The 20807-nt window shown below is 62.5% G+C and carries 23 protein-coding genes; 15 read left to right on the forward strand and 8 right to left on the reverse strand.

The genetic code is table 11. The annotated features are described in order from the left end of the window. Positions 1-88 precede the first annotated feature (88 nt). Complete coding sequence (locus ACQ5ID_RS07300; RefSeq protein ID WP_429911794.1) at positions 89-1237, forward strand: acyltransferase family protein; 1149 nt, start codon at positions 89-91, stop codon at positions 1235-1237. 8 nt (positions 1238-1245) lie between these two features. On the opposite strand, the gene ACQ5ID_RS07305 is transcribed toward ACQ5ID_RS07300, so the two are convergent. The 3 genes from ACQ5ID_RS07305 to ACQ5ID_RS07315 form a co-directional block, all read right to left on the reverse strand. Continuing rightward, positions 1246-2190: a hypothetical protein gene (locus ACQ5ID_RS07305; RefSeq protein WP_429911795.1), complete on the reverse strand. Its 945-nt coding sequence runs from the start codon at positions 2188-2190 to the stop codon at positions 1246-1248. Between the two features lie 253 nt (positions 2191-2443). Then, positions 2444-3355 (reverse strand): class I SAM-dependent methyltransferase, encoded by a 912-nt coding sequence (locus ACQ5ID_RS07310; protein ID WP_429911796.1) that lies wholly within the window; start codon positions 3353-3355, stop codon positions 2444-2446. Between the two features lie 88 nt (positions 3356-3443). After that, positions 3444-4262, reverse strand: coding sequence for an enoyl-ACP reductase FabI (locus ACQ5ID_RS07315; protein ID WP_429911797.1), 819 nt, complete (start codon positions 4260-4262; stop codon positions 3444-3446). A 255-nt stretch (positions 4263-4517) separates the two neighbouring features. On the opposite strand from ACQ5ID_RS07315, the gene ACQ5ID_RS07320 reads away from it, so the two are divergent. Beyond that, positions 4518-5447, forward strand: coding sequence for an acyl-CoA desaturase (locus ACQ5ID_RS07320; protein WP_429911798.1), 930 nt, complete (start codon positions 4518-4520; stop codon positions 5445-5447). A gap of 113 nt (positions 5448-5560) precedes the next feature. Continuing rightward, positions 5561-6058 (forward strand): DinB family protein, encoded by a 498-nt coding sequence (locus tag ACQ5ID_RS07325; protein ID WP_429911799.1) that lies wholly within the window; start codon positions 5561-5563, stop codon positions 6056-6058. Here the strand turns inward: ACQ5ID_RS07325 and ACQ5ID_RS07330 are convergent. Beyond that, positions 6034-6447: a DUF1499 domain-containing protein gene (locus tag ACQ5ID_RS07330; protein WP_429911800.1), complete on the reverse strand. Its 414-nt coding sequence runs from the start codon at positions 6445-6447 to the stop codon at positions 6034-6036. The two genes, ACQ5ID_RS07325 and ACQ5ID_RS07330, sit on opposite strands and share 25 nt — an antisense overlap. 136 nt (positions 6448-6583) lie before the next feature. Here ACQ5ID_RS07330 and ACQ5ID_RS07335 point away from each other — a divergent pair, with 136 nt between their 5' ends. Genes ACQ5ID_RS07335 through ACQ5ID_RS07345 form a run of 3 tightly spaced genes read left to right on the forward strand, consistent with a single transcriptional unit; the run spans position 6584 to position 10201 of the window. Further along, on the forward strand, positions 6584-7531 hold the full coding sequence (locus ACQ5ID_RS07335) for an ABC transporter ATP-binding protein (protein WP_429911801.1): 948 nt from the start codon (positions 6584-6586) through the stop codon (positions 7529-7531). A gap of 3 nt (positions 7532-7534) precedes the next feature. Further along, complete coding sequence (locus tag ACQ5ID_RS07340) at positions 7535-9007, forward strand: ABC transporter permease (protein ID WP_429911802.1); 1473 nt, start codon at positions 7535-7537, stop codon at positions 9005-9007. A gap of 6 nt (positions 9008-9013) precedes the next feature. Next, a complete protein-coding gene (locus ACQ5ID_RS07345; RefSeq protein WP_429911803.1) occupies positions 9014-10201 on the forward strand; it encodes an LL-diaminopimelate aminotransferase in 1188 nt (395 codons plus the stop codon). A 77-nt stretch (positions 10202-10278) separates the two neighbouring features. Here ACQ5ID_RS07345 and ACQ5ID_RS07350 read toward each other — a convergent pair whose 3' ends face one another. Together ACQ5ID_RS07350 and ACQ5ID_RS07355 are read right to left on the reverse strand one after the other, a co-directional pair. Then, positions 10279-12504, reverse strand: coding sequence for a M3 family metallopeptidase (locus ACQ5ID_RS07350; protein ID WP_429911804.1), 2226 nt, complete (start codon positions 12502-12504; stop codon positions 10279-10281). Between the two features lie 221 nt (positions 12505-12725). Further along, complete coding sequence (locus ACQ5ID_RS07355) at positions 12726-12938, reverse strand: cold-shock protein (protein ID WP_127568954.1); 213 nt, start codon at positions 12936-12938, stop codon at positions 12726-12728. A 266-nt stretch (positions 12939-13204) separates the two neighbouring features. Between ACQ5ID_RS07355 and ACQ5ID_RS07360 the strand changes: the two genes are divergently transcribed. Beyond that, positions 13205-13504, forward strand: coding sequence for a hypothetical protein (locus ACQ5ID_RS07360; RefSeq protein WP_429911805.1), 300 nt, complete (start codon positions 13205-13207; stop codon positions 13502-13504). A gap of 10 nt (positions 13505-13514) precedes the next feature. Here ACQ5ID_RS07360 and ACQ5ID_RS07365 read toward each other — a convergent pair whose 3' ends face one another. Further along, entirely contained in the window at positions 13515-13838 is a 324-nt protein-coding gene (locus ACQ5ID_RS07365) for an ArsR/SmtB family transcription factor (RefSeq protein WP_429911806.1), read from the reverse strand. Between the two features lie 69 nt (positions 13839-13907). On the opposite strand from ACQ5ID_RS07365, the gene ACQ5ID_RS07370 reads away from it, so the two are divergent. After that, positions 13908-14357 (forward strand): SRPBCC family protein, encoded by a 450-nt coding sequence (locus ACQ5ID_RS07370; RefSeq protein ID WP_429911892.1) that lies wholly within the window; start codon positions 13908-13910, stop codon positions 14355-14357. A gap of 278 nt (positions 14358-14635) precedes the next feature. On the opposite strand, the gene ACQ5ID_RS07375 is transcribed toward ACQ5ID_RS07370, so the two are convergent. Then, positions 14636-15403, reverse strand: coding sequence for a LytTR family DNA-binding domain-containing protein (locus ACQ5ID_RS07375; protein WP_429911807.1), 768 nt, complete (start codon positions 15401-15403; stop codon positions 14636-14638). A gap of 183 nt (positions 15404-15586) precedes the next feature. Here ACQ5ID_RS07375 and ACQ5ID_RS07380 point away from each other — a divergent pair, with 183 nt between their 5' ends. The 7 genes from ACQ5ID_RS07380 (at position 15587) to sucC (ending at position 20804) form a co-directional block, all read left to right on the forward strand. Then, positions 15587-16084, forward strand: a complete 498-nt coding sequence (locus ACQ5ID_RS07380) for a DUF2141 domain-containing protein (RefSeq protein WP_429911808.1) — start codon at positions 15587-15589, stop codon at positions 16082-16084. Then, positions 16081-16470 carry a DUF2306 domain-containing protein gene (locus tag ACQ5ID_RS07385; RefSeq protein ID WP_429911809.1) on the forward strand — a complete coding sequence of 130 codons (390 nt, stop codon included), beginning with the start codon at positions 16081-16083 and terminating at the stop codon, positions 16468-16470. The genes ACQ5ID_RS07380 and ACQ5ID_RS07385 overlap by 4 nt, the downstream gene beginning before the upstream one ends. A gap of 108 nt (positions 16471-16578) precedes the next feature. Next, a complete protein-coding gene (locus tag ACQ5ID_RS07390; protein ID WP_429911810.1) occupies positions 16579-17133 on the forward strand; it encodes a hypothetical protein in 555 nt (184 codons plus the stop codon). Positions 17134-17220: 87 nt separating this feature from the next. Then, positions 17221-17841, forward strand: coding sequence for a CPBP family glutamic-type intramembrane protease (locus ACQ5ID_RS07395; RefSeq protein ID WP_429911811.1), 621 nt, complete (start codon positions 17221-17223; stop codon positions 17839-17841). Positions 17842-17947: 106 nt separating this feature from the next. Then, the gene (locus ACQ5ID_RS07400) at positions 17948-19207 is read left to right on the forward strand and encodes an MFS transporter (RefSeq protein WP_429911812.1); all 1260 of its coding nucleotides are present in this window, start codon (positions 17948-17950) and stop codon (positions 19205-19207) included. Next, positions 19207-19482: a hypothetical protein gene (locus ACQ5ID_RS07405; protein ID WP_429911813.1), complete on the forward strand. Its 276-nt coding sequence runs from the start codon at positions 19207-19209 to the stop codon at positions 19480-19482. The genes ACQ5ID_RS07400 and ACQ5ID_RS07405 overlap by 1 nt, the downstream gene beginning before the upstream one ends. Before the next feature lie 125 nt (positions 19483-19607). Further along, positions 19608-20804, forward strand: a complete 1197-nt coding sequence (gene sucC / locus ACQ5ID_RS07410; RefSeq protein ID WP_429911814.1) for an ADP-forming succinate--CoA ligase subunit beta — start codon at positions 19608-19610, stop codon at positions 20802-20804. The last annotated feature ends 3 nt before the right edge of the window (positions 20805-20807 follow it).

Genomic DNA, 20807 nt, shown 5'->3' on the forward strand with positions numbered 1-20807 from the left:
GGGCAGGTTTCATCACATACCGCGCGACGAAGGTTCCGATCAGACACAGAACGGCAGGCGAGTTTCCTTCAGCTTTCGGACCTGCACCATGATCGATACACCGCCTTCCGCCCGCCGCCCGGATCTCGACGCCTTGCGCGTCTTCGCCTTCGCCATGCTGATCCTCTATCACACCGGCATGGGTTATGTGACGTGGGGCTGGCACGTCAAAAGCGCCTATGCGGGCGACACGCTGGAACTACCCATGATGCTGATGAGCCCGTGGCGTCTGCCTTTGCTCTTCTTCATCTCCGGCGTCGCAATGGCGATGCTGGCAGCAAAGCTTGGCTCAGGCCGGTTCATGCTGGAGCGTGTCTGGCGGCTCTTCGTGCCGCTCGTCTTTGGCATGGCCGTGATCGTGATGCCGCAAGCCTATTTCGAGCTGCGTACCAATGGCGAGATCGAACCCGGCTTGCTCGCCTTCTGGCCGCAATATCTCGATTTTGGCAGCGCGTTCTCGATCGTCACGCCGACCTGGAACCATCTCTGGTATGTCGCCTACATCTTCGTCTACGCGCTGATCCTCGCGCCCTTCCTGCCCCATACGGGCAAGCTGGCGCGCTTGCGGCTGGAGCGGGTGTGGCAGGGGAATGCAGGCCTCATCGCCTTCCTCATCCTGCCCGTCCTGCCTCTATTGCTGATCCGCTTCACGCTCGCTGACAGCTTCCCGACCACACACAATCTCACCCGCGACTGGGCGACCCACGCCTACTCGCTGAGCTTCGTGATCTTCGGGGCGCTGGCCGCCAGATCAGAAGGTTTCTGGCAGGTGGTGGACAGGGTGGGCAGGCTGGCGCTCGGCCTGACGGTCGCAGGCGGCGCGCTTCTGGTCTTTGCCTATCTCGATTTCGATGCGCGCTTTGCCAATCCTGCGGAGGCGACGCTCTGGCGCGTAATGCGCCTTGCCTATGCCTGGTGGATGATCGTCACGCTGATCTGGCTCGCCCGGCGGCTGATCCGCTCAGGCTCAGCCCTGCTTTCGCGGCTCAACGTGCTGATCTTCCCGGTCTTCATCCTGCATCAGACGATCACGGTCAGCGCGATCTATCTGATCACGGCGTGGGGCTGGCGCCTGACGGGTCCGGGGGAGTTCCTGATCGTCGCCGCGATCACGCTGTTAGGCAGCTGGGCCCTGTCAGAGGCCGCATCACGCATCGCGATATTGCGGCCCCTGATGGGTATGAAGTTCAGGATGTGAACTTCGGGCTAGCGATCCTGATCAAGACGCCGTGCTATGGCCCCGTCCAGCAGGTCTGGCATGTCCTCGTCGGGGATCCGTGCAAGGCGACTAAAGGTCCAGCCCTCGTCGAGCAGTTGTGCGGTCAGAACCCAACCTGCGTAGTACGCCTCCCGGTGCTGTCCTGAAGGACCGGGCCCCATCAATACTGCGCCAATGGTCTGGGAGTCTGACTGAGTGAGGAGGGGACGCAAACCTTCCAGTATACCGGTCTCGTTAGCTGCCATCTCTGCGATCCACTCCTCACTAGCGGCCAGATGGCGTGTGGCCGGGAGGTCAGGATAGAGCGCTTGTGTACCGCGCATGGCTAGACCTTCGGAGAGGATGGCGTTGGCCACTGAACGTTCCCACCCGCCGGACGATCCGGAAAGCTGGACATGAACCGCATGGATTAGTTCATGCGGGCCGGTTATCTCCAGATACTCAACGCCGTTCTCCACCGGCAGGGCTACCATGGGAGGCGCGTTGCCCGCCATGAAGGCATTGCGTTCAAATCCGCCAACGAAATAAAGAACCTGTACCTCCAAGGGTGTGTCTGCGGCATCAAACAGCTCAGCGACGCGGAGAAAACTCTCTTCGGCATCGTAACCCAGTTCCTCTGCGCCTAGCCGCAACGCGTCAATGACACCCTCATAGTGTGGCCAGGCCTGATCCAGCAGCGAACGCGCCATGGTTTGGCCTTCAGGTGTGGGAGGAACGGCAGCAAACCGGTACATCTCTTCCCACAAAGCCCAACGCTCGTCGGGATCGAGCCCCTCGGCGGCGTCATAGAACGCAACAAAGCGTGGCGTCAGATCGATGATGCGCAGTCGGTGCTCAGCAGCGGTCTCCTCCTGACCCTGAGATGCTGACCCGGCAAATAGCAATCCTGCAAGGAAGATGAATAGCAAAACGACTGTGATTGGGTGCTTCATCCTGTGACTCCAATTCTCCAGCAACAAATTTCCCTACCATTCTCTTTGCGGGGATACAGATTAATTTTCAGAAATCAAAATAACTAACCTCTGCTCTTTGAGATTCGTTTGAAATTTCTAACCTTCTTCGGCGATGTCCAGCCCGCCAACTGCTTAGAAGACGGCGTCTACGTAGAGCGCGTCGCTGGTGCAGGAATGGCGAGGATATGAAAGGAGCCAGAGCGCGGCCCCTGATGGGGATGAAATACCGGATCTAGACCCGCACCGCGCAGGACAGGGCCGCCGGACCCAGAAGGCCGTTGAGCGGTGCCTTCGCCGCTTCCGCCTCTGGCCTGAGCAGGAAAAATTCGGCCGCGAACCAGCCTGCCTCCTCCATAGGAAGGGGCTTGCGGCCGACTTTCTTCAACCGCGAGATGGCACCGGCCCGCTCCTCCGCGCCGGTGAACTGGCGCTGCGGAAAGGCAAACCCATCCAGCTTTTCGGTGACATAGCCAAACCCGCGCATGGCGGCGCTGATATCGTCCATGGGAAACTGGCGCAGCACGAACAGCGCCATCCAGGGCTGCTTGCCTGCTGCCGCCTCGGCGATACGGGTAAAGGTCGGCGCTCCGACATAGCCCACCGCCCCGGTTGATATGACGATATCGCTATGGGCAAAGACCCGCGCCTCGTCATGCTCGGGCGGCAGGCTGCCATCGTCAGTCTCCAGATCACAGGCCAGGCCAAAATCCAGCAGCCCGGCAGCGCGGGCATAGCTGATCGCCGGGCCGGAGCTGTCCAGCCCCGTAAAGACCAGATCATCGATGAGCGGCAGGGCACGATACCAGGCCTGATCCTCGGCCAGCAGGGCATCAGCATCCAGCCCGCCAACAAGACGGGCGGTGTAGTGGGCGTGAAGGCGCGATACCGATAGCGGGAATTTATGCAGGGCCGCGTTGATCCCGTAGGAACAGCCCACATCGGTCACTTGCAGCCGCTTGAGCCGCCGGGCAGCGCGAATGCGCTCATAACATTCGCGAAATACAGGTGCCGCGCACTCCGCGATCAGATAGTTATGCCTGCAGAGCCGGTGGAAATACTGGCGTGGATCAGGCGATGTATATATATCGTCAAAAGAGGTTTTCCCCGTCTCATCTATAGAGACAGGTTCTTTATTGTCGAGCATGATGGGGCGTCCCCGCAGCTTCTGCGAGCTACGGAGACTATCAGACCATCATACCCGCCTCAACCGGCGCGAAAGAAATACTTGATATTCAGTCGTCTTCGCCGAGGTCCGGCACGCCGACCGCGTGGAAGCCGGCATCGACGTGGAGCACTTCACCCGTGCACGAATGGCCAAGGTCGGACAGGAGGTAGAGCGCGGACCCGGCCACGCCTTCCATGCGGGTGTCTTCTTTGAGCATCGACCAGTCCTTGCCGGTCTTCATCAGCGTGCGTCCGCCCGAAATGCCCGCCATGGCGAGGGTACGCATCGGACCGGCCGAAATGGCGTTCACACGGATGCCCTGCGGACCGAGATCCCGTGCAATATAGCGGGTGGAGGCTTCCAGCGCCGCCTTGGCCACGCCCATCACATTGTAGTTCGGCACCACGCGCTCTGACCCCAGATAGGTCATGGAGACCATCGCGCCCCCGTCCGGCATCAGCGCGCTGGCGCGCTTGGCCGCATCCACAAACGAGAAGGCCGACACGTCCATCGCGCGCTTGAAGCCCTCGCGCGTCGTGTTGTGGGTAAAGGAGCCTTTCAGCTCGTCCTTGCCGGCAAAGGCAATGGCGTGGACGAGGAAGTCCATCTTGCCCCACTTTTTCTCCAGCGCGGCAAAGCACGCGTCCATGGAGGCATCATCGGTGACATCAGCCGTGACCATGAAGGGTTCGCCAGGCAGGCTTTCCACCAGCGGGCGCACACGCTTTTCCAGCTCTTCACCCTGATAGGAGAAAGCCAGTTCTGCGCCCTGGGCGGCGAGCTGCTGGGCAATGCCCCAGGCAATCGAGTTCTTGTTGGCCACACCCATGACAAGCCCGCGCTTGCCCTTCATCAGATTGCCGGCCGGATACACGCTGTCGCTCATGGGGTAGTCCCTCCCGGATTGGTTGTCTGCGCCGGGCGGCGATTCCGGCCCGGCGCGCAAGTGTTTCCCGTCGCATAGCCGATAGGGGCTGCGGCGTCGAGCCGTACGCGTATGAACTTGGCGGTCATAATGACGTCAATTTGATGAGGCTATGATAGCCAAACCGTCTGGTCAGACCCGCCAGATCATGCCAGCTTTTGGGTCACGCGCTCATCCGGGTGCGATCCGTTCCCTGCTGAAGCCTGAGGTTTGAGTTTGACGAAAATCATTGCCCGCCCCCGCTCGGAAGCCATTGAGAAAAGCTGGGGCAATCTGGACTGGACCAGCGTGTTTGCCGCCCTGATCTATCCGGCCATTGGTGTCATCGGCATGATCGGCGCCATCACGCTCGGCCTCGCGCTTGAGAGCCTCACTTTCCACTGGTGGTATGTGCCGCTGACCATGGCTGTCGGCGCGGTCACGCTGGTAATCTGCAATTTCGGTATCGGCGTCCTGCACCGTATCTGGCAGCACCGCTCCGGCGAGCTGAACTGGCCTGCCCAGATGCTGACCGCGCTCAATTGCGTGATCGCCATGCAGGGCCGGTTCAAGGACTGGATCAATTACCACTCCCAGCATCACCGCCTGTCGGACAAGCCCGGCGATCCGCACAACCCGCATGAAAGCAAGGTGTGGGCGTGGTTCGGCTGGATCATCTTCCGCGACCCCAACGATCTGGAGCGCCCGCTGGCCATGTGGCTGCGCGACATGCCGGGCGTGAAATGGGTGGACCATCACTATAACTGGCTGTCGCTGGTGGTGCATCTGGTGATCCCGGCCCTGATCTATCTGGCAGTCTTCCTGTCAGGCGGTTCACTCCTTCTGGCCTTCCTGCTCCATGCCGCTGCCGTCACGGCGCGCGGGGTGCAGTTCCACGCCACCACGCTGGGCGTGAACGTGTTCGGCCATCTCAAGACCCCGGCCTGGCTGGACTGGACGCTGGCCCTGCTGACCGGCGGCGAGGCCATTCACGATCATCACCACGAGCATCCCCAAAGCGCCCTGCACCTGCCGCGCAAAGGGCTCATCAACCGCGTCGTGGACTATAACGGCACGCTGCTCTTGCTGTTTGAAAAGCTAAAATGGGCCAGTGATCTGAAGATCGCGCCGCAATTTGCCGTCCAGCCCGCCATTGCGCGCCGCTAGCGCTAAAGGCCACTATTCCGGCGGGGCATATGCGGGCCGGGATTTGCCCTGGCCGCCGCGTGCTCTACACCTGATATCAGCCAGACCCGCCATCAGCGAGGGATAACAGAGCCGTGCACGACCATTTCCGCCGCTTTGCAGCCTATAATGCCTGGGCCAATGCCCGGCTCTATGATGCGGCGACCGCGCTCAAAGACACCGAGCGCAAGAAAGAAGTGAAAGCCTATTTCCGCAGCCTTCACGGCACGCTCAATCATCTGCTGGTGGCCGACCGGATATGGCTCTACCGGCTGACCGGCGAAGGCGAGGCGCCCGCCCGCCTCGACACCATTCTCTATGAAAATTTCGGTGAGCTGCGCGCCGCGCGCGAAGCCGAGGATCAGCGCCTGATCGCCTATGTCGCGGGCCTTGACCCGGCGAGCTTCAACACGGTTATCCAGTACGGCAATACGCGCGGTGAGGCCAAGGAATTGCCGCTGGGCGTGATCCTCGCCCATTTGTTCAATCACCAGACCCATCATCGCGGCCAGGCCAGTCACATATTACGCCAGCTGGGCGTCACCGAGCCGCCCTCGCTGGACCTGCTCTATTTCGCGCTGCCCGCCGCGTAGAAGGCATCCAGCCAGCGCGTGACGCGTTTGCGGTTCACGCCAAAATCATAAAAGCCCAGAAGCGCGCGCGAATAGATGGCAAGGGCGCTAAAGCCCGGCCCCGCTTCGATGGCCTCGACCGTAATCTTGTCCGTAAAGCGCCAGACCGCGCTTTTCTGCTCCAGCTCGATCTGCAGACCAGCCTCGTGGACGAGGCGCGTGCGCGGTGCATGAAGGGCAATCGCCTTGAAGCGCGCCAGTGCGTCCACAGGTGCCATCGCTACGGGTGTGCTGCGCAAGTGTGGCTGCGCAAGGCTTTCATACCCTTCAGGCAGAACCAGGAACCAGCGCGGCTTGCGCGGCGGGCGCAGCGTTGCAAAATCCAGCGGGACGGGCTCATTTCGCGGCATGGATGGCAGCTCCTGAGATTAAATCCTGGTCAGGTGACGCTATTTCAACCGGGTCCGGGATGACAGGCCCTGACACGCGCCCTAAACACAGCCCGGACATAGTACGAATTCCTGCCAGACCAACGGATTTTTGACCATGACAACGCCCGCCCTCGATGTCAGCGGCCTGACCAAGACCTTTTCCGGCTTTCCTGCCGTCAGGGATGTCAGCTTCTCCGTGCCGGCCGGATCCATAACCGGCTTTCTCGGCCCCAACGGCGCGGGCAAGACGACGACGCTGCGCATGGCGCTGGGCATTATCCGCCCGGACGCTGGAGAGGCCCTGCTCTTCGGCGCGCCTCCCACGCTGAAGACGCTCGACCGGGTCGGCTTCCTGCCTGAGGAGCGCGGCGTCTACCGCAAGATGACCGCCGAGCAGGTGATCGCGCTGTTTGCGCGCCTGAAGGGCGTTCCCGCCGCCGAAGCGCGCCGCAGGGCAGCCGCCTCGCTGGAGCGCTTCGGCCTTGCCGCCAGCGCAGGCAAGAAGATCAAGGAACTCTCCAAGGGCATGGCCCAGAAGGTCCAGATCATCGCGGCCATCATTCACGAGCCTGATTTCATCATCCTTGATGAGCCCTTCTCGGGGCTTGATCCGGTCAATCAGGCCATGCTGGAGGATGTGATCCTCGAACAGGCTGCCGCCGGGCGCACCATATTATTCTCCACCCATGTCATGGCGCAGGCCGAGCGTATCTGCGACCGCATCGTGCTGATGGCGCGCGGAGAGAAGATTTTCGACGGCAAGGTCGATGAGGCGCTTGGCGTCGTACCGCGCCTTGTCACGATCGGCGTTGATTCTGACGATGATATCAGCGCCCTGCTCTCGAAATTTGGTGAGGTTGAGCGGCTGGATAATGACGCCGACGGGGCCGCGCTCTGGCAGATCGCCCTGAAACCCGGCATCGACCCGCAGCACGTGCTTCGAACCTGCGTCGAAGCGGGTGTACGCCTTACACGCTTTGAGCCTGTTCGGCCCCATCTTCACGACGCCTTTGTCCGGCTGGTATCGGCCGGCGACCCTCTCCAGCCCGTGGAAGGCCAGTAAGCCATGCGCGCCATCTACCTCATCGCCTGCCGCGAATATCTCTCCTATGTCGCGACATGGGGCTTCTGGCTGTCGCTGGCGTCGGTCCCGCTTTTCATGCTGGTGGGCGCATCCATTCCCGCGCTGATCCAGTCAGCCGAGCCTGTACGCCATTACGTCATTATCGACGACACCAATAGCGGGCTGGATGGCGTGATCCAGGCGTCCATCGAGCGCGAACGCCGCGAGCAGACCCGCGCTGCGCTGGAGGCTGCCGCGGCCGTCTCGGTGGATACCCGCACGCGTGAACGCGCGCTGGCCGCCTTCGACGCCGACCCGGTGGGACTGGACGGGCTGGACGGCGCGCTGGAAATCCTCGGCATGGAAGGCAGTGCCGACATGATCGCTGCCAGCACCGGACGGCTGATCCGGCTGGAGGCTCCGGCACGCACGATTGACGCGCTGCGCCCCTATCTGACCGGGGATCAGCGCGTGGACACCCCTGAGGGACCGCGCAGTCTTTTTGCAGCGGTGTTTATCAGCCGGGAAGCCGGTTCGGAGCTCCCGCTGATAAACTACTACTCCACCAATGTGACCGAGCAGAGCCTGGCCGGAGCGGCCCGGCGCGCCCTTCGCGATCATGTGCGCGAGCAGGCGCTGGCCGCACGCGGGCTGGACCCGGCCGAGATACGCCAGCTCTCCTCACTCGAACCGGAAATGCGCAGCCTCAACCCGGCTACGGTCGATGATAGCGAGGTGGGCGCCGCCGACTGGGCACCGTTTGTGGTCGCCGTGATCCTGGCCATCATGTTGTGGACGGCAATTTTCTCGGTCGCCAACATGCTGCTGACCAGCCTGATCGAGGAAAAGGGCGGCAAGATCATCGAGCTGCTGCTGTCCACCGTGCGGGTGCGTGATCTGCTGATCGGCAAGCTCCTGGGCGTAGCCGCCGTCTCCTTCACCCTATTTGCCGTCTGGGGGCTTATCGGCACCAGCGTCATGCTGATCGCCGGCACCTTCCTGCAGGGCATGGATCCGGAGATTGCCGGCTTCATCGGCGAGGCAATACAGCCGGGTCTCTTCCTGGCGGCACTGGGCTATTTCCTCGTTGGCTATCTCATGTACGGCGCCATCTTCCTGGCGCTGGGTTCGCTGTGCGAAACCTTGCACGATGCCCAGACCCTGATGAGCCCGCTCATCCTCGTGCTCATGCTGCCCCTGATGATCCTCGTCTTCGCCATGCGTTCCATCGACTCGGTGGCGGTGCAGATCGTGTCATGGGTGCCAATCTGGACGCCCTTCATCATGATTGCGCGCCTGCCATCAAATCCGCCCTTGTGGGAGATTGCCGGCACCAGCGCGGTGATGCTCCTCACGCTGGTATTGGTGCTCTGGGGCGCGGCATCTGTATTCCAGCAGGGCGCGCTGGGTCACGCCAATGCCGATTCCGTCAAACGTATTTTCTCGCGTAAAAAGCCTGTCAGGGACGAGGAATAGACAGCCATGAGCCAGCCCGGCAACGACCCGTTTTACCGCGAACGCCGCCTGCCGCCTTACGTCTTCGCCGAGGTCAACCGGATGAAGGCAGCCTGGCGCAAGGATGGGCGCGACATCATCGATTTCGGCATGGGCAATCCTGATCTCGCGCCGGCGCCGCACATCATCGAGAAGCTCAAAGAGGTCGCCGCCGACCCGCGCGCCCACCGCTATTCGGCGAGCCAGGGCGTGCCGGCCCTGCGCCGGGCCTTTACCCGCTACTATGAGCGCCGTTTTGATGTGTGCCTCAACCCGGAAACCGAAGTGTGCGTCACGCTCGGCTCCAAGGAGGGGCTGGCCAATCTCGCACAAGCCATTACCGCGCCGGGCGATGTCATCATCGTGCCGGACCCCTCCTACCCCATCCACATGTTCGGCTTCATCATTGCGGGCGCGGCGGTCAGAGCCGTCAGCTTCGCCAGCCCTGAACAATTCCTGGCTGACGCGGTAACGGCCTGCAAACGCTCGGTGCCAGCACCCAGCGCCATGGTGCTGAACTTCCCGTCCAACCCGACAGCGCAGGTTGTCGATCTCGATTTTTACCGCGAGGCGGTGAAGGTCGCCAAAGCCAACGATATCGTCCTCATCTCCGACCTTGCCTACTCGGAGATTTATTTCGACGGCAACCCGCCGCCTTCCATCCTGCAGATCGAGGGCGCGCGCGACGTGGCGGTGGAGTTCACCTCCATGTCGAAAACCTATTCCATGCCCGGCTGGCGCATCGGCTTCGCCGCCGGGTCGGCGCGCCTTATCGCGGCGCTCAAACGGGTCAAATCCTATCTCGATTACGGCGCCTTCACGCCCGTCCAGATCGCGGCTGTCGCCGCGCTCGATGGTCCGCAGGATCATGTCGCTGTCGCACGCGAAACCTATAAAAAGCGCCGCGATGTGCTGGTGGAAAGCTTTGGCCGGGCGGGCTTCGACATTCCCTCCCCTCCTGCCACCATGTTTGCCTGGGCGCCCATCCCGGAGCGCTTTGCCCATATGGGTTCGGTGGAGTTTGCCAAGGACCTGATGGAGAAGACCGGCGTGGCGGTGGCCCCCGGTCTCGGCTTTGGCGAGCGCGGTGATACCCATATCCGCCTGGCACTGGTCGAGAACGAGCAGCGCATCCGCCAGGCGGCGCGCAATCTGAAAGGTTATTTCGGTACCTGACCGCCGGGACGGCCGCGAGAAAAAGGCGCGCTCCCGGCTGGAAGCGCGCCTCTTTCATGCTCAGCTGGCCGGAAAGACTAGCCTTCAACCTCGGTCAGCAGGCCCCGGTTGCGCAGCAGCGGCTCCACCGAAGGCTCACGCCCGCGGAAGCCGGTATACATGTCCATCGCAGGACGCGTATTCCCGCCGGAGAACACCTCGTAGAGGCGCTGCGCGGTTTCCGGATCGAAGATGTCACCGGCCTCTTCAAAGGCGGCAAAGCCGTCATTGTCGAGCACGCCAGCCCACAGATAGCTGTAATAGCCCGCCGCATAGCCCTCGCCGGAGAAGCTGTGCAGGAAGTGGGTGGAACGGTGACGCATCGGGATCTGGCGCAGATTCTGGCGGCTTTCCAGAATCTCCTGCTCGAACGCCTGAACGTCGATATTCGCCGGGTCTTCGTGCAGGTGGAAGGCCATGTCCATGAAGCCGGAATTGAGGAATTCCACATTCTCGAAACCGGCATTGAAGGTGGACGCCGCCAGCACACGCTCCAGAAGCTCCATAGGCATGGGTTCGCCGGTCTCGTGGTGCACGGCGAATTGCTGCAGGATTTCCGGCTGCTCCAGCCAGTGTTCGAGGATCTGGGCCGGGAACTCCACGAAATCGCGGTCCACCGACGTACCCGCAAGTGACGGGAAGTCGGTATTGGACAGAATGCCGTGCAGGCCGTGGCCCATCTCATGGAAGAGCGTGGACGCATCAATGAAGCTGATGAGAGCCGGTTCGCCCTCATCCGGCTTGTTATAGTTGCAGTTATTCAGGATCAGCGGGATTTCGCCGGTAATGCCGTTCTGGGCCCGGAATGCGCTCATCCATGCGCCTGAGCGCTTGCCCGGACGGGCAAAATAATCGCCGTAGAACAGGGCAATGGTCTCGCCATCCGCATTGTGGACTTCCCACACCCGCACATCGGGGTGATAGACCGGAATGTCGTGACGCTCGTGGAAACTCAGCCCGAACAGACGCTCGGAGGTATAGAACATCGCGTCGATCATGCGGTTGAGATCGAGATACTGGGCAACTTCAGCCGGATCGAGATCATAGCGCTCGGCACGTACGCGCTCGGTGTAATAGCGCCAGTCCCAGCCCTCGGCCTCGTACTCGCCGCCCTCGGCATCGATCATGGCCTGAATGTCAGCCAGCTCTTCCAGCGCGCGCTGGCGGGCCGGCCACCAGACCTGCTCCATAAGGTCGGTTGCGGCTTCCGGCGTTTCGGCCATCGTGCCGGCGGTGCGGTAATGGGCCCAGCTTTCAAAGCCCAGCATCTGGGCCTGCTCGCGGCGCAGGACCAGAATGTCACGGATCAGCTGGTTATTATCGAACTCATTGCCGTTATTGCCGCGCTCATAAAAGCCGTTCCAGGCGATCTCGCGCAGATCACGGTCCGGCGAGGTCTGCAGGAAGGGCTCCACGCTGGAGCGGTCCAGCGTGATGATATGACCTTCCATGTCACGGGCACGGGCCGCAGAGCGCGCCGCGCTCACCATGGAGGAGGGCAAATTGTCGAGCGCTTCCTGCGGCAGTTCCAGTGTCCACAGCTCACGGTCGCCCAGCTCGTTCTGGGAGAACTGGGTGTAGAGCGAGGAGAGCTCGGTGCGGATTTCCGCATAGCGCTCACGCTGCTCTTCGGAAAGCTGGGCGCCGGCGCGTACGAAATTGTCGTGCGTCACTTCCAGAAGGCGCGCCTGCTGGTCGGTCAGGCCCAGCTCGGCGCGGGTCTGGTACAGCGTGTCGATACGCTCGAACAGCTGGGCATTGAGCGTGATCGAGGCAGAGTGACGCGCGAACATCGGGCTCACCTCGCGCTGGATGGCGCGCAGCTCGTCATTGGAGGCAGAGCCAGCCAGATTGCTAAATACAGCGCCGATACGCGACAGATCGCGCCCGGCCAGCTCCATGGCCAGCAGGGTGTTTTCAAAGGTCGGGGCTTCGGGGTTGGTCGCGATGGCGTCAATCTCGGCCGCATGGTCTGCCATGGCCGCCTCGAAGGCCGGCATGAAATGCTCTTCGCGGATCTGGTCGAGCGGCGGGGCGCCGAAATTCTCGGTCCACTCGGCGGCGAACGGATTGCCTTCCAGCGCGGCCATCGCGCCGCCCTGCGCCACAGGCTCGGCTACCGCATCCGAAGCAGCCGGTTCAGACGCTGCATCCGGGGACTCCACAGCCCCGTTTTCCTCCGGGGCCGGCGCGGTGGCCGGCTGCTCGCAGGCAGCCAGCAGAAGCGCAGCTGCAGCTGCGCCATACATCAGACGGTCGATCATATCCTCACCTTTGGTGCGTGTTTCTATTGGGCAGGAAGTTCTGGAGGCATCCTAACGCCGCACACCGACAATTAAAGGTGCTGGCGCGGTTTCCCCACGAAACTGTGATTATATAACGCTCGCCCTGCCCCCAGGACCATAAAAAAACGCGGAAGGTTGCCCTTCCGCGTTTCTCGTCTGGCGTCTCAGACCCTGCCCCTGATCAGGGAGCAGGCTGAAAACTAGTCGGCCAGTTGCAGGTCAACGGCCTTGGGGCCTTTGCCGCGAGTGTCCGGCTCGGTCTCGAAAGACACGCGCTGGCCATCATTGAGGCCGGTCAGGCCGGCGGCCTGGACAGCGGTGATGTGTACGAACACGTCCTTGCCGCCATCATCCGGGGTGATGAAGCCAAAGCCTTTGGTGGTGTTGAAGAATTTGACAGTACCGGTCGTCATTTTCGGGGTAACCTTTCCCGTAGTACCGCGCCGCGTCCGGCGCAGGAGTTCAGTCGCGTCCGGCGTCCCGGTCGCGGCGAACGGACTTGCAATGCGGGGAAGGCTGAAGGGGTAGGCGTGTTCTCACGCGAGGTCTTCCAGTATTCCGCCGGGCCGAAACGGCCGCCCGTGCCCACCTGTTATGCCTCAAAATCGGCCGCACGGCAAGGCAAGTCAGTAAAGCGTTCCGGCGTTGAACCCGGCCACAGGGATGCTAGCGTGCCGCCATGACCCGCCGCCCCTTCCTTTCACGCACCCATCGCGCCCGCGCCGCGCGCGCGCGCCAGAACGCTTCGGGCGATCCTGGCGGCACGATGCGCCTGGCCGTTCTGGTCGCCCTGGTTCTGGTGGCACTGGCCGTCGCTGCGGGCTTTCGCGGAGAAGAAACCGCACGCGGGGTGGGCGGTGTACTGGCGCGGCTGGGTCCGCTGGCAGAGCCACGCCTGCTTGGCGCGTCCATTCTGGAGCTTCTCGCCATTATCGCCGTGATCGGTGCTTGCGCCCTGATCCTCTGGCGCAAGCGCTAACGCCCGCCCCCTATCCTTCCAAGTCCGATTTCAGCCGGTCCAGCATGGTAACCGCACGCTCTGCATGCGGTCCGATCCAGCGGTCATGGATATGACGGATCGGCAGCGGGTTGAGATGGTTCCAGCGCTCGCGGCCCTTGCGCTGGAAGATCACCAGATCGGCCTTCTCCAGCACTTTGAGATGCTGCATCACCGTGCAGCGGTCCAGCGCAGGAAAGCGCTCGCACAGCGCGCCTGTGGTCTGCGGATCATCCTTCAGGCAATCGAGCAATTCCCGCCGGACAGGCGAGGCCAGAGCCTTGAAAATACGATCCATTTTATCTGTGCTTGACATGTTATAAATTTATAACATGATTTGGTGCCATCAAGGCAAGCCCGCAATCAGGACAGGTGAAAAATGGATATGGAGCTGAAATTCTCGGTCGGCGGGCGCATCGCCCGGCCGGTGTCAGAGGTGTTTGAGGCGGTGGTGAACCCCGAAACGCTCTCGCGCTATTTCACGACCGGCGGGGCCGAGGGGCGCATGAAGACCGGCACGGTGGTCTATTGGTCATTCCACGATTTTCCGGGCCGCTTCCCGGTCGATATCATCGAGGTCGTGGACAATGAGCGCATCGTGTTCGAGTGGGATTCCGATGATCCCGACACGCCCTATAAGGTCCGGACCACCATGGAGTTTGAGGCGCTTGAAGACGGGCGCACGCTCGTCACCATCCGCGAGGAAGGCTGGCGTCAGACCCCTGCCGGCCTGAAAGCCTCCTACGGAAACTGCAGCGGCTGGATGCAGATGCTGTGCGCCCTCAAGGCATGGACAGAGCACGGCATCAATCTGCGCGAGGGCATGTTCCAGTAGCAAGGCCCGCCTAGGGCCTGTACTCATAAAGGGTTCGGGCGTGACGGGTAGCGGATTTGGTGCCTGACAAGAAGAGACGGCCGCCGTGGAGCACTCCTCCACAAGGACGGCTCGACGCCGTCAGGCACAAAATCTGCTGCGCCTCTTCGAGGTATGGCGAAAATCGCCCACTCTTGTGTCGCAGTCCCTCGAAAGGGGACGGCCCTTCCATCGGGCCTGCTCCTGATATTAATCGATTTTCGCGCATATCACGCTCCAAACCTTTATGAGTACAGGCCCTAGAACCAGCCTGCATCGCGAAGGGCCGGGTAGAAGCTGCGGCTGACCGGCACTTCGCGGCCATCCTCCAGAATGAGGGTGCCGCGGCCATCACCCTTCTTCACATCGCGCACCGCATCACGGGCCACCCACCAGGAGCGGTGCACCTGCGCCCCGTCAAGCGCCCCGCACGCCGCGATGCCATCTGACAGACGCATCAGGATCAGCGCTTCACCGGAATCGGTGCGCACCCGCAGATAATGATCCTCCGCGCTCATCGAGAGGATGCGGGCCTTGCGCAGCGGATGGGGCAGCTTGCCCAGCAGGGCGTCAGAGGGGCGGGCCGGCACGGCACCGGAGGAGGACGCGCGGGCTGCCTGACGCAGATCTTCGATATGGTGTGCAATCCACGCAATGGCGACCACAAAGCCGGAAACAACCAGCACGAAAAACCACGTTACAGGCAGGGCGCGCCAGTGCACCGCCCCGGCCATCAACACATTGATGGCAAACACCGCCGCCGTAACCGGCACAGAGATGCAAAACGCGGCGATAACGTAATGGCACCAGCCGGGAAGAGCGGGAAACAGGCGCTGGGCCAAAGGCCCGGTTGTCCAGCCCACCACCGCACCCATCACAATCAGCCCGACCCAGTAGACCCAGACCTGCGGCCAGCCCACCCGGCCCGTTCCGTAGGGCCCCAGAATGGCCAGAAAAGTTCCCAGCGCGACCAGCCAGGCCGCCCGGACCGCCCATTTGCGCAGGGTCTGCGAGGAAGCGGTAGTCACGCCCTATGTCCTTCCCTGTCATTCACGAAGCGGGAGTGGAAGGCTTACCGCCATTCACGAACAGGTCCAGTCCTGACGCGAATTTCCGCTTCTTGCATGCAGCGCCTCACGCCATCTCTGGTCACACAAAGCCAGGCGGCGCGCGCCGCAGCCAACGACCCCGTGAGACGGAGAATAACTCTGATGTGGACCATTCTTGCCAAAACCGCTGTCCAGTTGGCCGCTGCCATCACGGCAGGCGGGCTTTTCGCCATCCCGATGGCTGCCAGTCTTGGCGGATTTGATCGCGCCAACGCGCAGGAAACCGCCACCCTGACCGTCAGGCTGACCGGGTTTTCCAGCATTCAGGGCCAGCTGGATGTGGCCGTCTATGCCGACGCGGACAGCTGGCTGGGACGCGATCCTGCCGCCCGCACCCGCATCCCGGCCAGTACCGAGCCGGCAGAGCTGTTATTTGAAGGGCTTGCCCCGTCCGTCTACGCCGTCTTCGCATGGCATGACGAGAACTCGGACGGACGGCTCAATTCCGGGCCCATGCGCATTCCCACGGAGCGGTTCGGATATAGCGCCGGTGCGCGCAGCCGCTTCGGCCCGGCCTCTTTTGACGCTGCGGCCATCACCCTGGAAAGCGGCATGCATCATATCGAATATATCCGTCTGGCAGGGGCGTCGGGACGATGAATATCGACGCCTTCACCAGCGCGCCCTGGCATATCCAGCTTCACACGCTCGCCGCCCTTGCGGCTCTGGGTCTGGGCGCGTTCCAGCTGATTGCGCCCAAGGGCACTTTGCCCCACCGCCAGCTCGGCTATGTCTGGGTGTGCATCATGCTGGTCGTGGCCATAACCGCCATCTTCATTCAGGAAACCGGCGGGCTGAGCTGGATACATGTATTTGTACCGGTAACGCTGTTCGGTCTTGCAGGGCTGATCTACTACGCCCGCAGGAAGCACAGGAGGGGGCACTCCATAACCGCAATCGCGCTATATGCAGGCGCCCTCCTCACCCCCGGCGCATTCACCCTCCTGCCCGGACGCCTCATGCACACCGTGGTCATGGGCGGATAGCGCCGCGTTGCGTCAAAGCCATACCTATCCGGCATGCTTCGCCGCCTCAAAGGGTTCCCGTTGCGCTGGCCGCCTCCGGGCTTATCATGGCGGCTCATGGGGGGATGGATGCGCGATCAACGCACCACGCGGTTTGTGAGCCTTTACGCGGATACTGCCGGGGAAGCGGCCGGACCCGGTGCCCATCCCATGGATTCATGGTGTCCGCCCTGCCCGCCACCGCGCCGTCACGGCAGCACACCTATCGATGCCATTGTCGGCATGGCCGTGCGGCTCGGCCTGGCCGCAGCCTTGTGGAGCTGGGCACGAGCCAACGCCCTGCCGGTACACGACTGGAGTGACTGGCAGAACTGGTTTCGTCCCGATCCGGGACTGGCCGCAGCAGCGTCGGTCTGGTTTACAGGCATGGCCGATGCGCAAGTGATCGCCTTCCAGCTCGTCCTGTGGGGAACGCTTCTGCCGGTCATTCTGCTGGCCGGTTTTCTCACAAGGTTTGCCGGGCTTGGCATACTCCTGTGCGCGGTGTTCTTCGTGATCGCCATCGAGCCGCAAGGATGGAGCTTTGCCCTGATCGCCGGCGCGCTGGGGCTCTATCTTGCCTTGCGCGGAGCCGGGCCTCTCTCCATCGACTGGGGTGCCGCCCGGCTGACCCGGCTCGGCTAGACGAAAGCCCAGTATTCCTGTCCTATATTTAACTTCCCAACTTTGCAGAAGCGTTCCACGATCTGTGCAAGAACACGGGAGGCTGGAATGATTCAGGAATTAATGAATGCTGGCATCCAGATTGCGCTGGCGCTGCTGGTTGTCTTTCTGGTCTGGCTGATTTTTGCACGCAAGAGCTCCGGCTTTCTGAAATTTGCCGGCCTGTACGGTGCGCCCGTCAAGGCGATGGGCATAGCACTGATTGCCGCGTTGATATTTGCCCCGCTTACCATTGCCATGTTCATGCTGCCGGGCCTGGCCGATGCTGCCGCCGGCCCTGATACGGTTACCGGGCGGGTTCAGGCGCTGGGCATGACCCCCGAAACCATCGCCATCATCCTCATCATCGCCTTCCTCAAAACATCAGGGTCGGAGGAGATCCTGTTCCGGGGCCTGATCGCCAAGCGGCTGATCGCCTGGCTGGGCTTTGGTGTGGGCAACACAATCCATGCCCTTATCTTCGCTTCCATCCACCTTCTGATCTTCGTGGCACCGGGCGGGCCGGCCTTCGACCCGGTTCTGGCGGCAGCCCTGATAGGCGTCGGCTTCACCGGCGGCTGGGTGATGGCGTGGATCAATGAAAAGCGGGCTGACGGTTCCATCGCGCCCAGCTGGCTGATGCATGGCCTGACAAACGCGATTGCCTATCCCGCACTGGCGTTTCTTTAGCGCGAAGCGGTCCTGCCTGCGGGCGCAGCCTTGAACCTGTGGTCCGGGCGTGATGAGTTGGCATCCGTCAATTGTCACGCATCACAAGCCCCGGACTGCCTCGCCCATGCTGATCTACAGAAATGTCGGTGCTGTCCTCGGCGGCGCCTTGCTGCTCCAGATTTCCGTGGGCGTGCTGGGTGTGTCGCTGCCGCTGGCGATGGCCGCGGCCGGGTGGTCAGGCTCCACCATCGGCCTTGTCGCCGCCGCGTACGGGGCGGGCTTCATGGCCGGAGCCTGGATCGCGCCGGGATCGATCCGGCGCATCGGGCATATCCGCGCCTATGCCGCCTTTGCCGGCCTGTCAGCGGCGCTGATACTGATGCTGGCGCTGGAATCCCATGTCGTCTGGTGGCTCGCAGCCCGCTTCGGCTTCGGCTTGTGCACCGCTGGCCTGTTTGCGGTTGCAGAAAGCTGGATCGCCGATGCCACCCCGTCCCAGCGGCGCGGCGCGGTGATTTCCGCCTATCAGATTATCGGCAGGGCCGGTCTGATCCTCGGACCCTTTATCATCGCCCTGTCCGGGCTTGAACTGACCCAGAGCTTCATCGTGGCCGGGATATTCCTGGCGCTGGCGCTGGTGCCGATGACCGTCACAAGGCGCGCCCAGCCTTCCATCCCCGATGGCGAGCGCGCCCCGCCCTGGCGGCTATTTGCCATTGCGCCAACCGCAGCCGTGGCCGCCTTCGCCGCCGGGCTGGTCAATTCCGGCCTGCTGGCGTTTGTACCGATCTGGGCCGACAGTCTGGACCCCGCCCGCGCCACGGGCGCAGCCGCCCTCATCATGGCCGTGATCTACGGCACCTCCATGATCGTGCAGTGGCCAGTGGGGCGCGTCTCCGACAAGCTTGACCGGAGGCTGGTAATTGCCGTCAGCGCGGGCCTTGCCGCCATCATGGCAGGCGTGCTGGCGCTGTTCAGCACGCCGGGCCTTCTCTGGGGCGCGGTGATGGCGGGTGCCTGGGGTGCGGCGAGCCTTTGCTATTATGGTGTGGCAGTTGCCCATGCAGCTGACCGGGCCAAGGTGGAGGAACTGCCCGCCATCGCCTCTGGCGTCCTGCTGCTCTGGGCCGCCGGGTCGATGGTCGGGCCGCTCATTGCCGGTTTTGCCTATGAAAGCCCGCTGGCCAGCCGCGGCCTCTTCCTTGTCGGCCTGGCGGGCAATCTGGCCTTGTGCGTGTTCGCCCTCCTGCGCTCGCGTGCCCGCGTTGCGGTACCGCGCGAAGAGCGTGAACCCTTCGTCAATCTTATGGCCACGTCCGCAGAGCTGGCCGAGATTGACCCGCCCGAAACCGAAGACGCGCCAAGGCGCGAGGAGGATATCTAGTGCTGATAGCGATCCTTGTCGGGGTGATAATCGGCGTGGCAGCGGCCTTCAGCCTGCGAGGACGGCTGAACGCGCTGCCCTGGCTGACATGGATTGGCTGGCTGCTCGTCGGCGCCGGCATGCCGGTGCTGACAGGCCAGCTGGGATTTCTGGTACTGGCGGAGAGCTCCGGAGAGGCTGCGGCGCTGGCCATTCCGCTACTGGTTACCGGGCTGGGTGCCGGTATTGGCTGGGCGGCCTGCGTAGCCGGTCTGCGCCTGACCCACAGGCAATAATGACAGGCTACACGCCTCGCGTTGCACTGCGGCAAGGCGATGGTATAAGCCGACGCGAAACATCTCCTGTGACGGGCCGCATCCGCCGGTCCGCCCCTCCCCGGTAACAAGGTGAGTGCTGCCCCATGAATATCCACGAGCATCAGGCCAAGGCCGTCCTGAAGGCGTTTGGCGCGCCTGTCGCTGACGGTGTTGCGATCTTTTCCGCCGATGAAGCCGGCGCGGCAGCCGACAAGCTGCCCGGACCGCTCTGGGTCGTGAAATCGCAGATCCATGCCGGGGGCCGGGGCAAGGGCAAGTTCAAGGAACTGCCCGCCGATGCCAAGGGCGGTGTACGCCTCGCCTTCAGCCGCGATGAAGTGATCTCCCACGCCAAGGACATGCTGGGCAATACGCTGGTCACCCATCAGACCGGCCCGGCCGGCAAGCAGGTGAACCGGCTCTATATCGAGGACGGCGCCGATATCGAGACCGAGCTTTATCTCTCCCTTCTGGTCAATCGCGAGACAGGCCGCGTGGCCTATGTCGTCTCCACCGAGGGCGGCATGGATATCGAGGCGGTTGCCGAAGAGACGCCGGAGAAAATCCTCACCATCAATATCGACCCGGAAACGGGCGTGACCTCAGGCGATGCGGCAAAAATCGCCGATGCGCTGGAACTTAAAGCCTCCGCGCGCGAGGACATGCTGTCTCTGGCACCCATCCTCTACCGGGCCTTCACCGAGAAGGATATGAGCCTTCTGGAAGTAAACCCGCTCATCGTGATGAAGGATGGGCACTTACGCGTGCTCGACGCGAAAGTGTCCTTTGATGGCAACGCGCTCTTCCGCCATGAGGACATCCAGGCCCTGCGCGACCTCACCGAAGAGGACGAGAAGGAAATCGAGGCATCCAAATACGACCTCGCCTATGTGGCGCTGGACGGCAATATCGGCTGCATGGTCAATGGCGCCGGTCTCGCCATGGCGACGATGGACATCATCAAGCTCTATGGCGCGGAGCCTGCCAACTTCCTCGATGTGGGCGGGGGCGCCAGCAAGGAGAAGGTGACGGCAGCCTTCAAGATCATCACCGCCGACAAGAACGTCAAAGGCATCCTCGTGAACATCTTTGGCGGCATCATGCGCTGCGATGTCATCGCCGAAGGCGTGGTCGCCGCCGTGAAGGAGGTGGGCCTGAAAGTGCCGCTGGTCGTGCGCCTTGAAGGCACCAATGTCGATCAGGGCAAAAAAATCCTCAACGAGAGCGGGCTGGATATTACGTCCGCCGACGATCTTGATGACGCCGCCCAGAAAATCGTAGCCGCCGTGAAGAAGGGCTGAGAA

Source organism: Glycocaulis sp. (assembly GCF_050485565.1).
In the GTDB taxonomy this organism is placed as follows: Bacteria; Pseudomonadota; Alphaproteobacteria; order Caulobacterales; family Maricaulaceae; genus Glycocaulis.

What these genes read in the sequence shown, in the direction of transcription:
- ACQ5ID_RS07300 (WP_429911794.1), top strand. Translation starts at nt 89, where the DNA reads ATGATCGATACACCGCCTTCCGCCCGCCGCCCGGATCTCGACGCCTTG.
- ACQ5ID_RS07305 (WP_429911795.1), bottom strand. Translation starts at nt 2,190, where the DNA reads ATGAAGCACCCAATCACAGTCGTTTTGCTATTCATCTTCCTTGCAGGA.
- ACQ5ID_RS07310 (WP_429911796.1), bottom strand. Translation starts at nt 3,355, where the DNA reads ATGCTCGACAATAAAGAACCTGTCTCTATAGATGAGACGGGGAAAACC.
- ACQ5ID_RS07315 (WP_429911797.1), bottom strand. Translation starts at nt 4,262, where the DNA reads ATGAGCGACAGCGTGTATCCGGCCGGCAATCTGATGAAGGGCAAGCGC.
- ACQ5ID_RS07330 (WP_429911800.1), bottom strand. Translation starts at nt 6,447, where the DNA reads ATGCCGCGAAATGAGCCCGTCCCGCTGGATTTTGCAACGCTGCGCCCG.
- ACQ5ID_RS07335 (WP_429911801.1), top strand. Translation starts at nt 6,584, where the DNA reads ATGACAACGCCCGCCCTCGATGTCAGCGGCCTGACCAAGACCTTTTCC.
- ACQ5ID_RS07340 (WP_429911802.1), top strand. Translation starts at nt 7,535, where the DNA reads ATGCGCGCCATCTACCTCATCGCCTGCCGCGAATATCTCTCCTATGTC.
- ACQ5ID_RS07345 (WP_429911803.1), top strand. Translation starts at nt 9,014, where the DNA reads ATGAGCCAGCCCGGCAACGACCCGTTTTACCGCGAACGCCGCCTGCCG.
- ACQ5ID_RS07350 (WP_429911804.1), bottom strand. Translation starts at nt 12,504, where the DNA reads ATGATCGACCGTCTGATGTATGGCGCAGCTGCAGCTGCGCTTCTGCTG.
- ACQ5ID_RS07355 (WP_127568954.1), bottom strand. Translation starts at nt 12,938, where the DNA reads ATGACGACCGGTACTGTCAAATTCTTCAACACCACCAAAGGCTTTGGC.
- ACQ5ID_RS07360 (WP_429911805.1), top strand. Translation starts at nt 13,205, where the DNA reads ATGACCCGCCGCCCCTTCCTTTCACGCACCCATCGCGCCCGCGCCGCG.
- ACQ5ID_RS07365 (WP_429911806.1), bottom strand. Translation starts at nt 13,838, where the DNA reads ATGTCAAGCACAGATAAAATGGATCGTATTTTCAAGGCTCTGGCCTCG.
- ACQ5ID_RS07370 (WP_429911892.1), top strand. Translation starts at nt 13,908, where the DNA reads ATGGAGCTGAAATTCTCGGTCGGCGGGCGCATCGCCCGGCCGGTGTCA.
- ACQ5ID_RS07380 (WP_429911808.1), top strand. Translation starts at nt 15,587, where the DNA reads ATGTGGACCATTCTTGCCAAAACCGCTGTCCAGTTGGCCGCTGCCATC.
- ACQ5ID_RS07385 (WP_429911809.1), top strand. Translation starts at nt 16,081, where the DNA reads ATGAATATCGACGCCTTCACCAGCGCGCCCTGGCATATCCAGCTTCAC.
- ACQ5ID_RS07390 (WP_429911810.1), top strand. Translation starts at nt 16,579, where the DNA reads ATGCGCGATCAACGCACCACGCGGTTTGTGAGCCTTTACGCGGATACT.
- ACQ5ID_RS07395 (WP_429911811.1), top strand. Translation starts at nt 17,221, where the DNA reads ATGATTCAGGAATTAATGAATGCTGGCATCCAGATTGCGCTGGCGCTG.
- ACQ5ID_RS07400 (WP_429911812.1), top strand. Translation starts at nt 17,948, where the DNA reads ATGCTGATCTACAGAAATGTCGGTGCTGTCCTCGGCGGCGCCTTGCTG.
- sucC (WP_429911814.1), top strand. Translation starts at nt 19,608, where the DNA reads ATGAATATCCACGAGCATCAGGCCAAGGCCGTCCTGAAGGCGTTTGGC.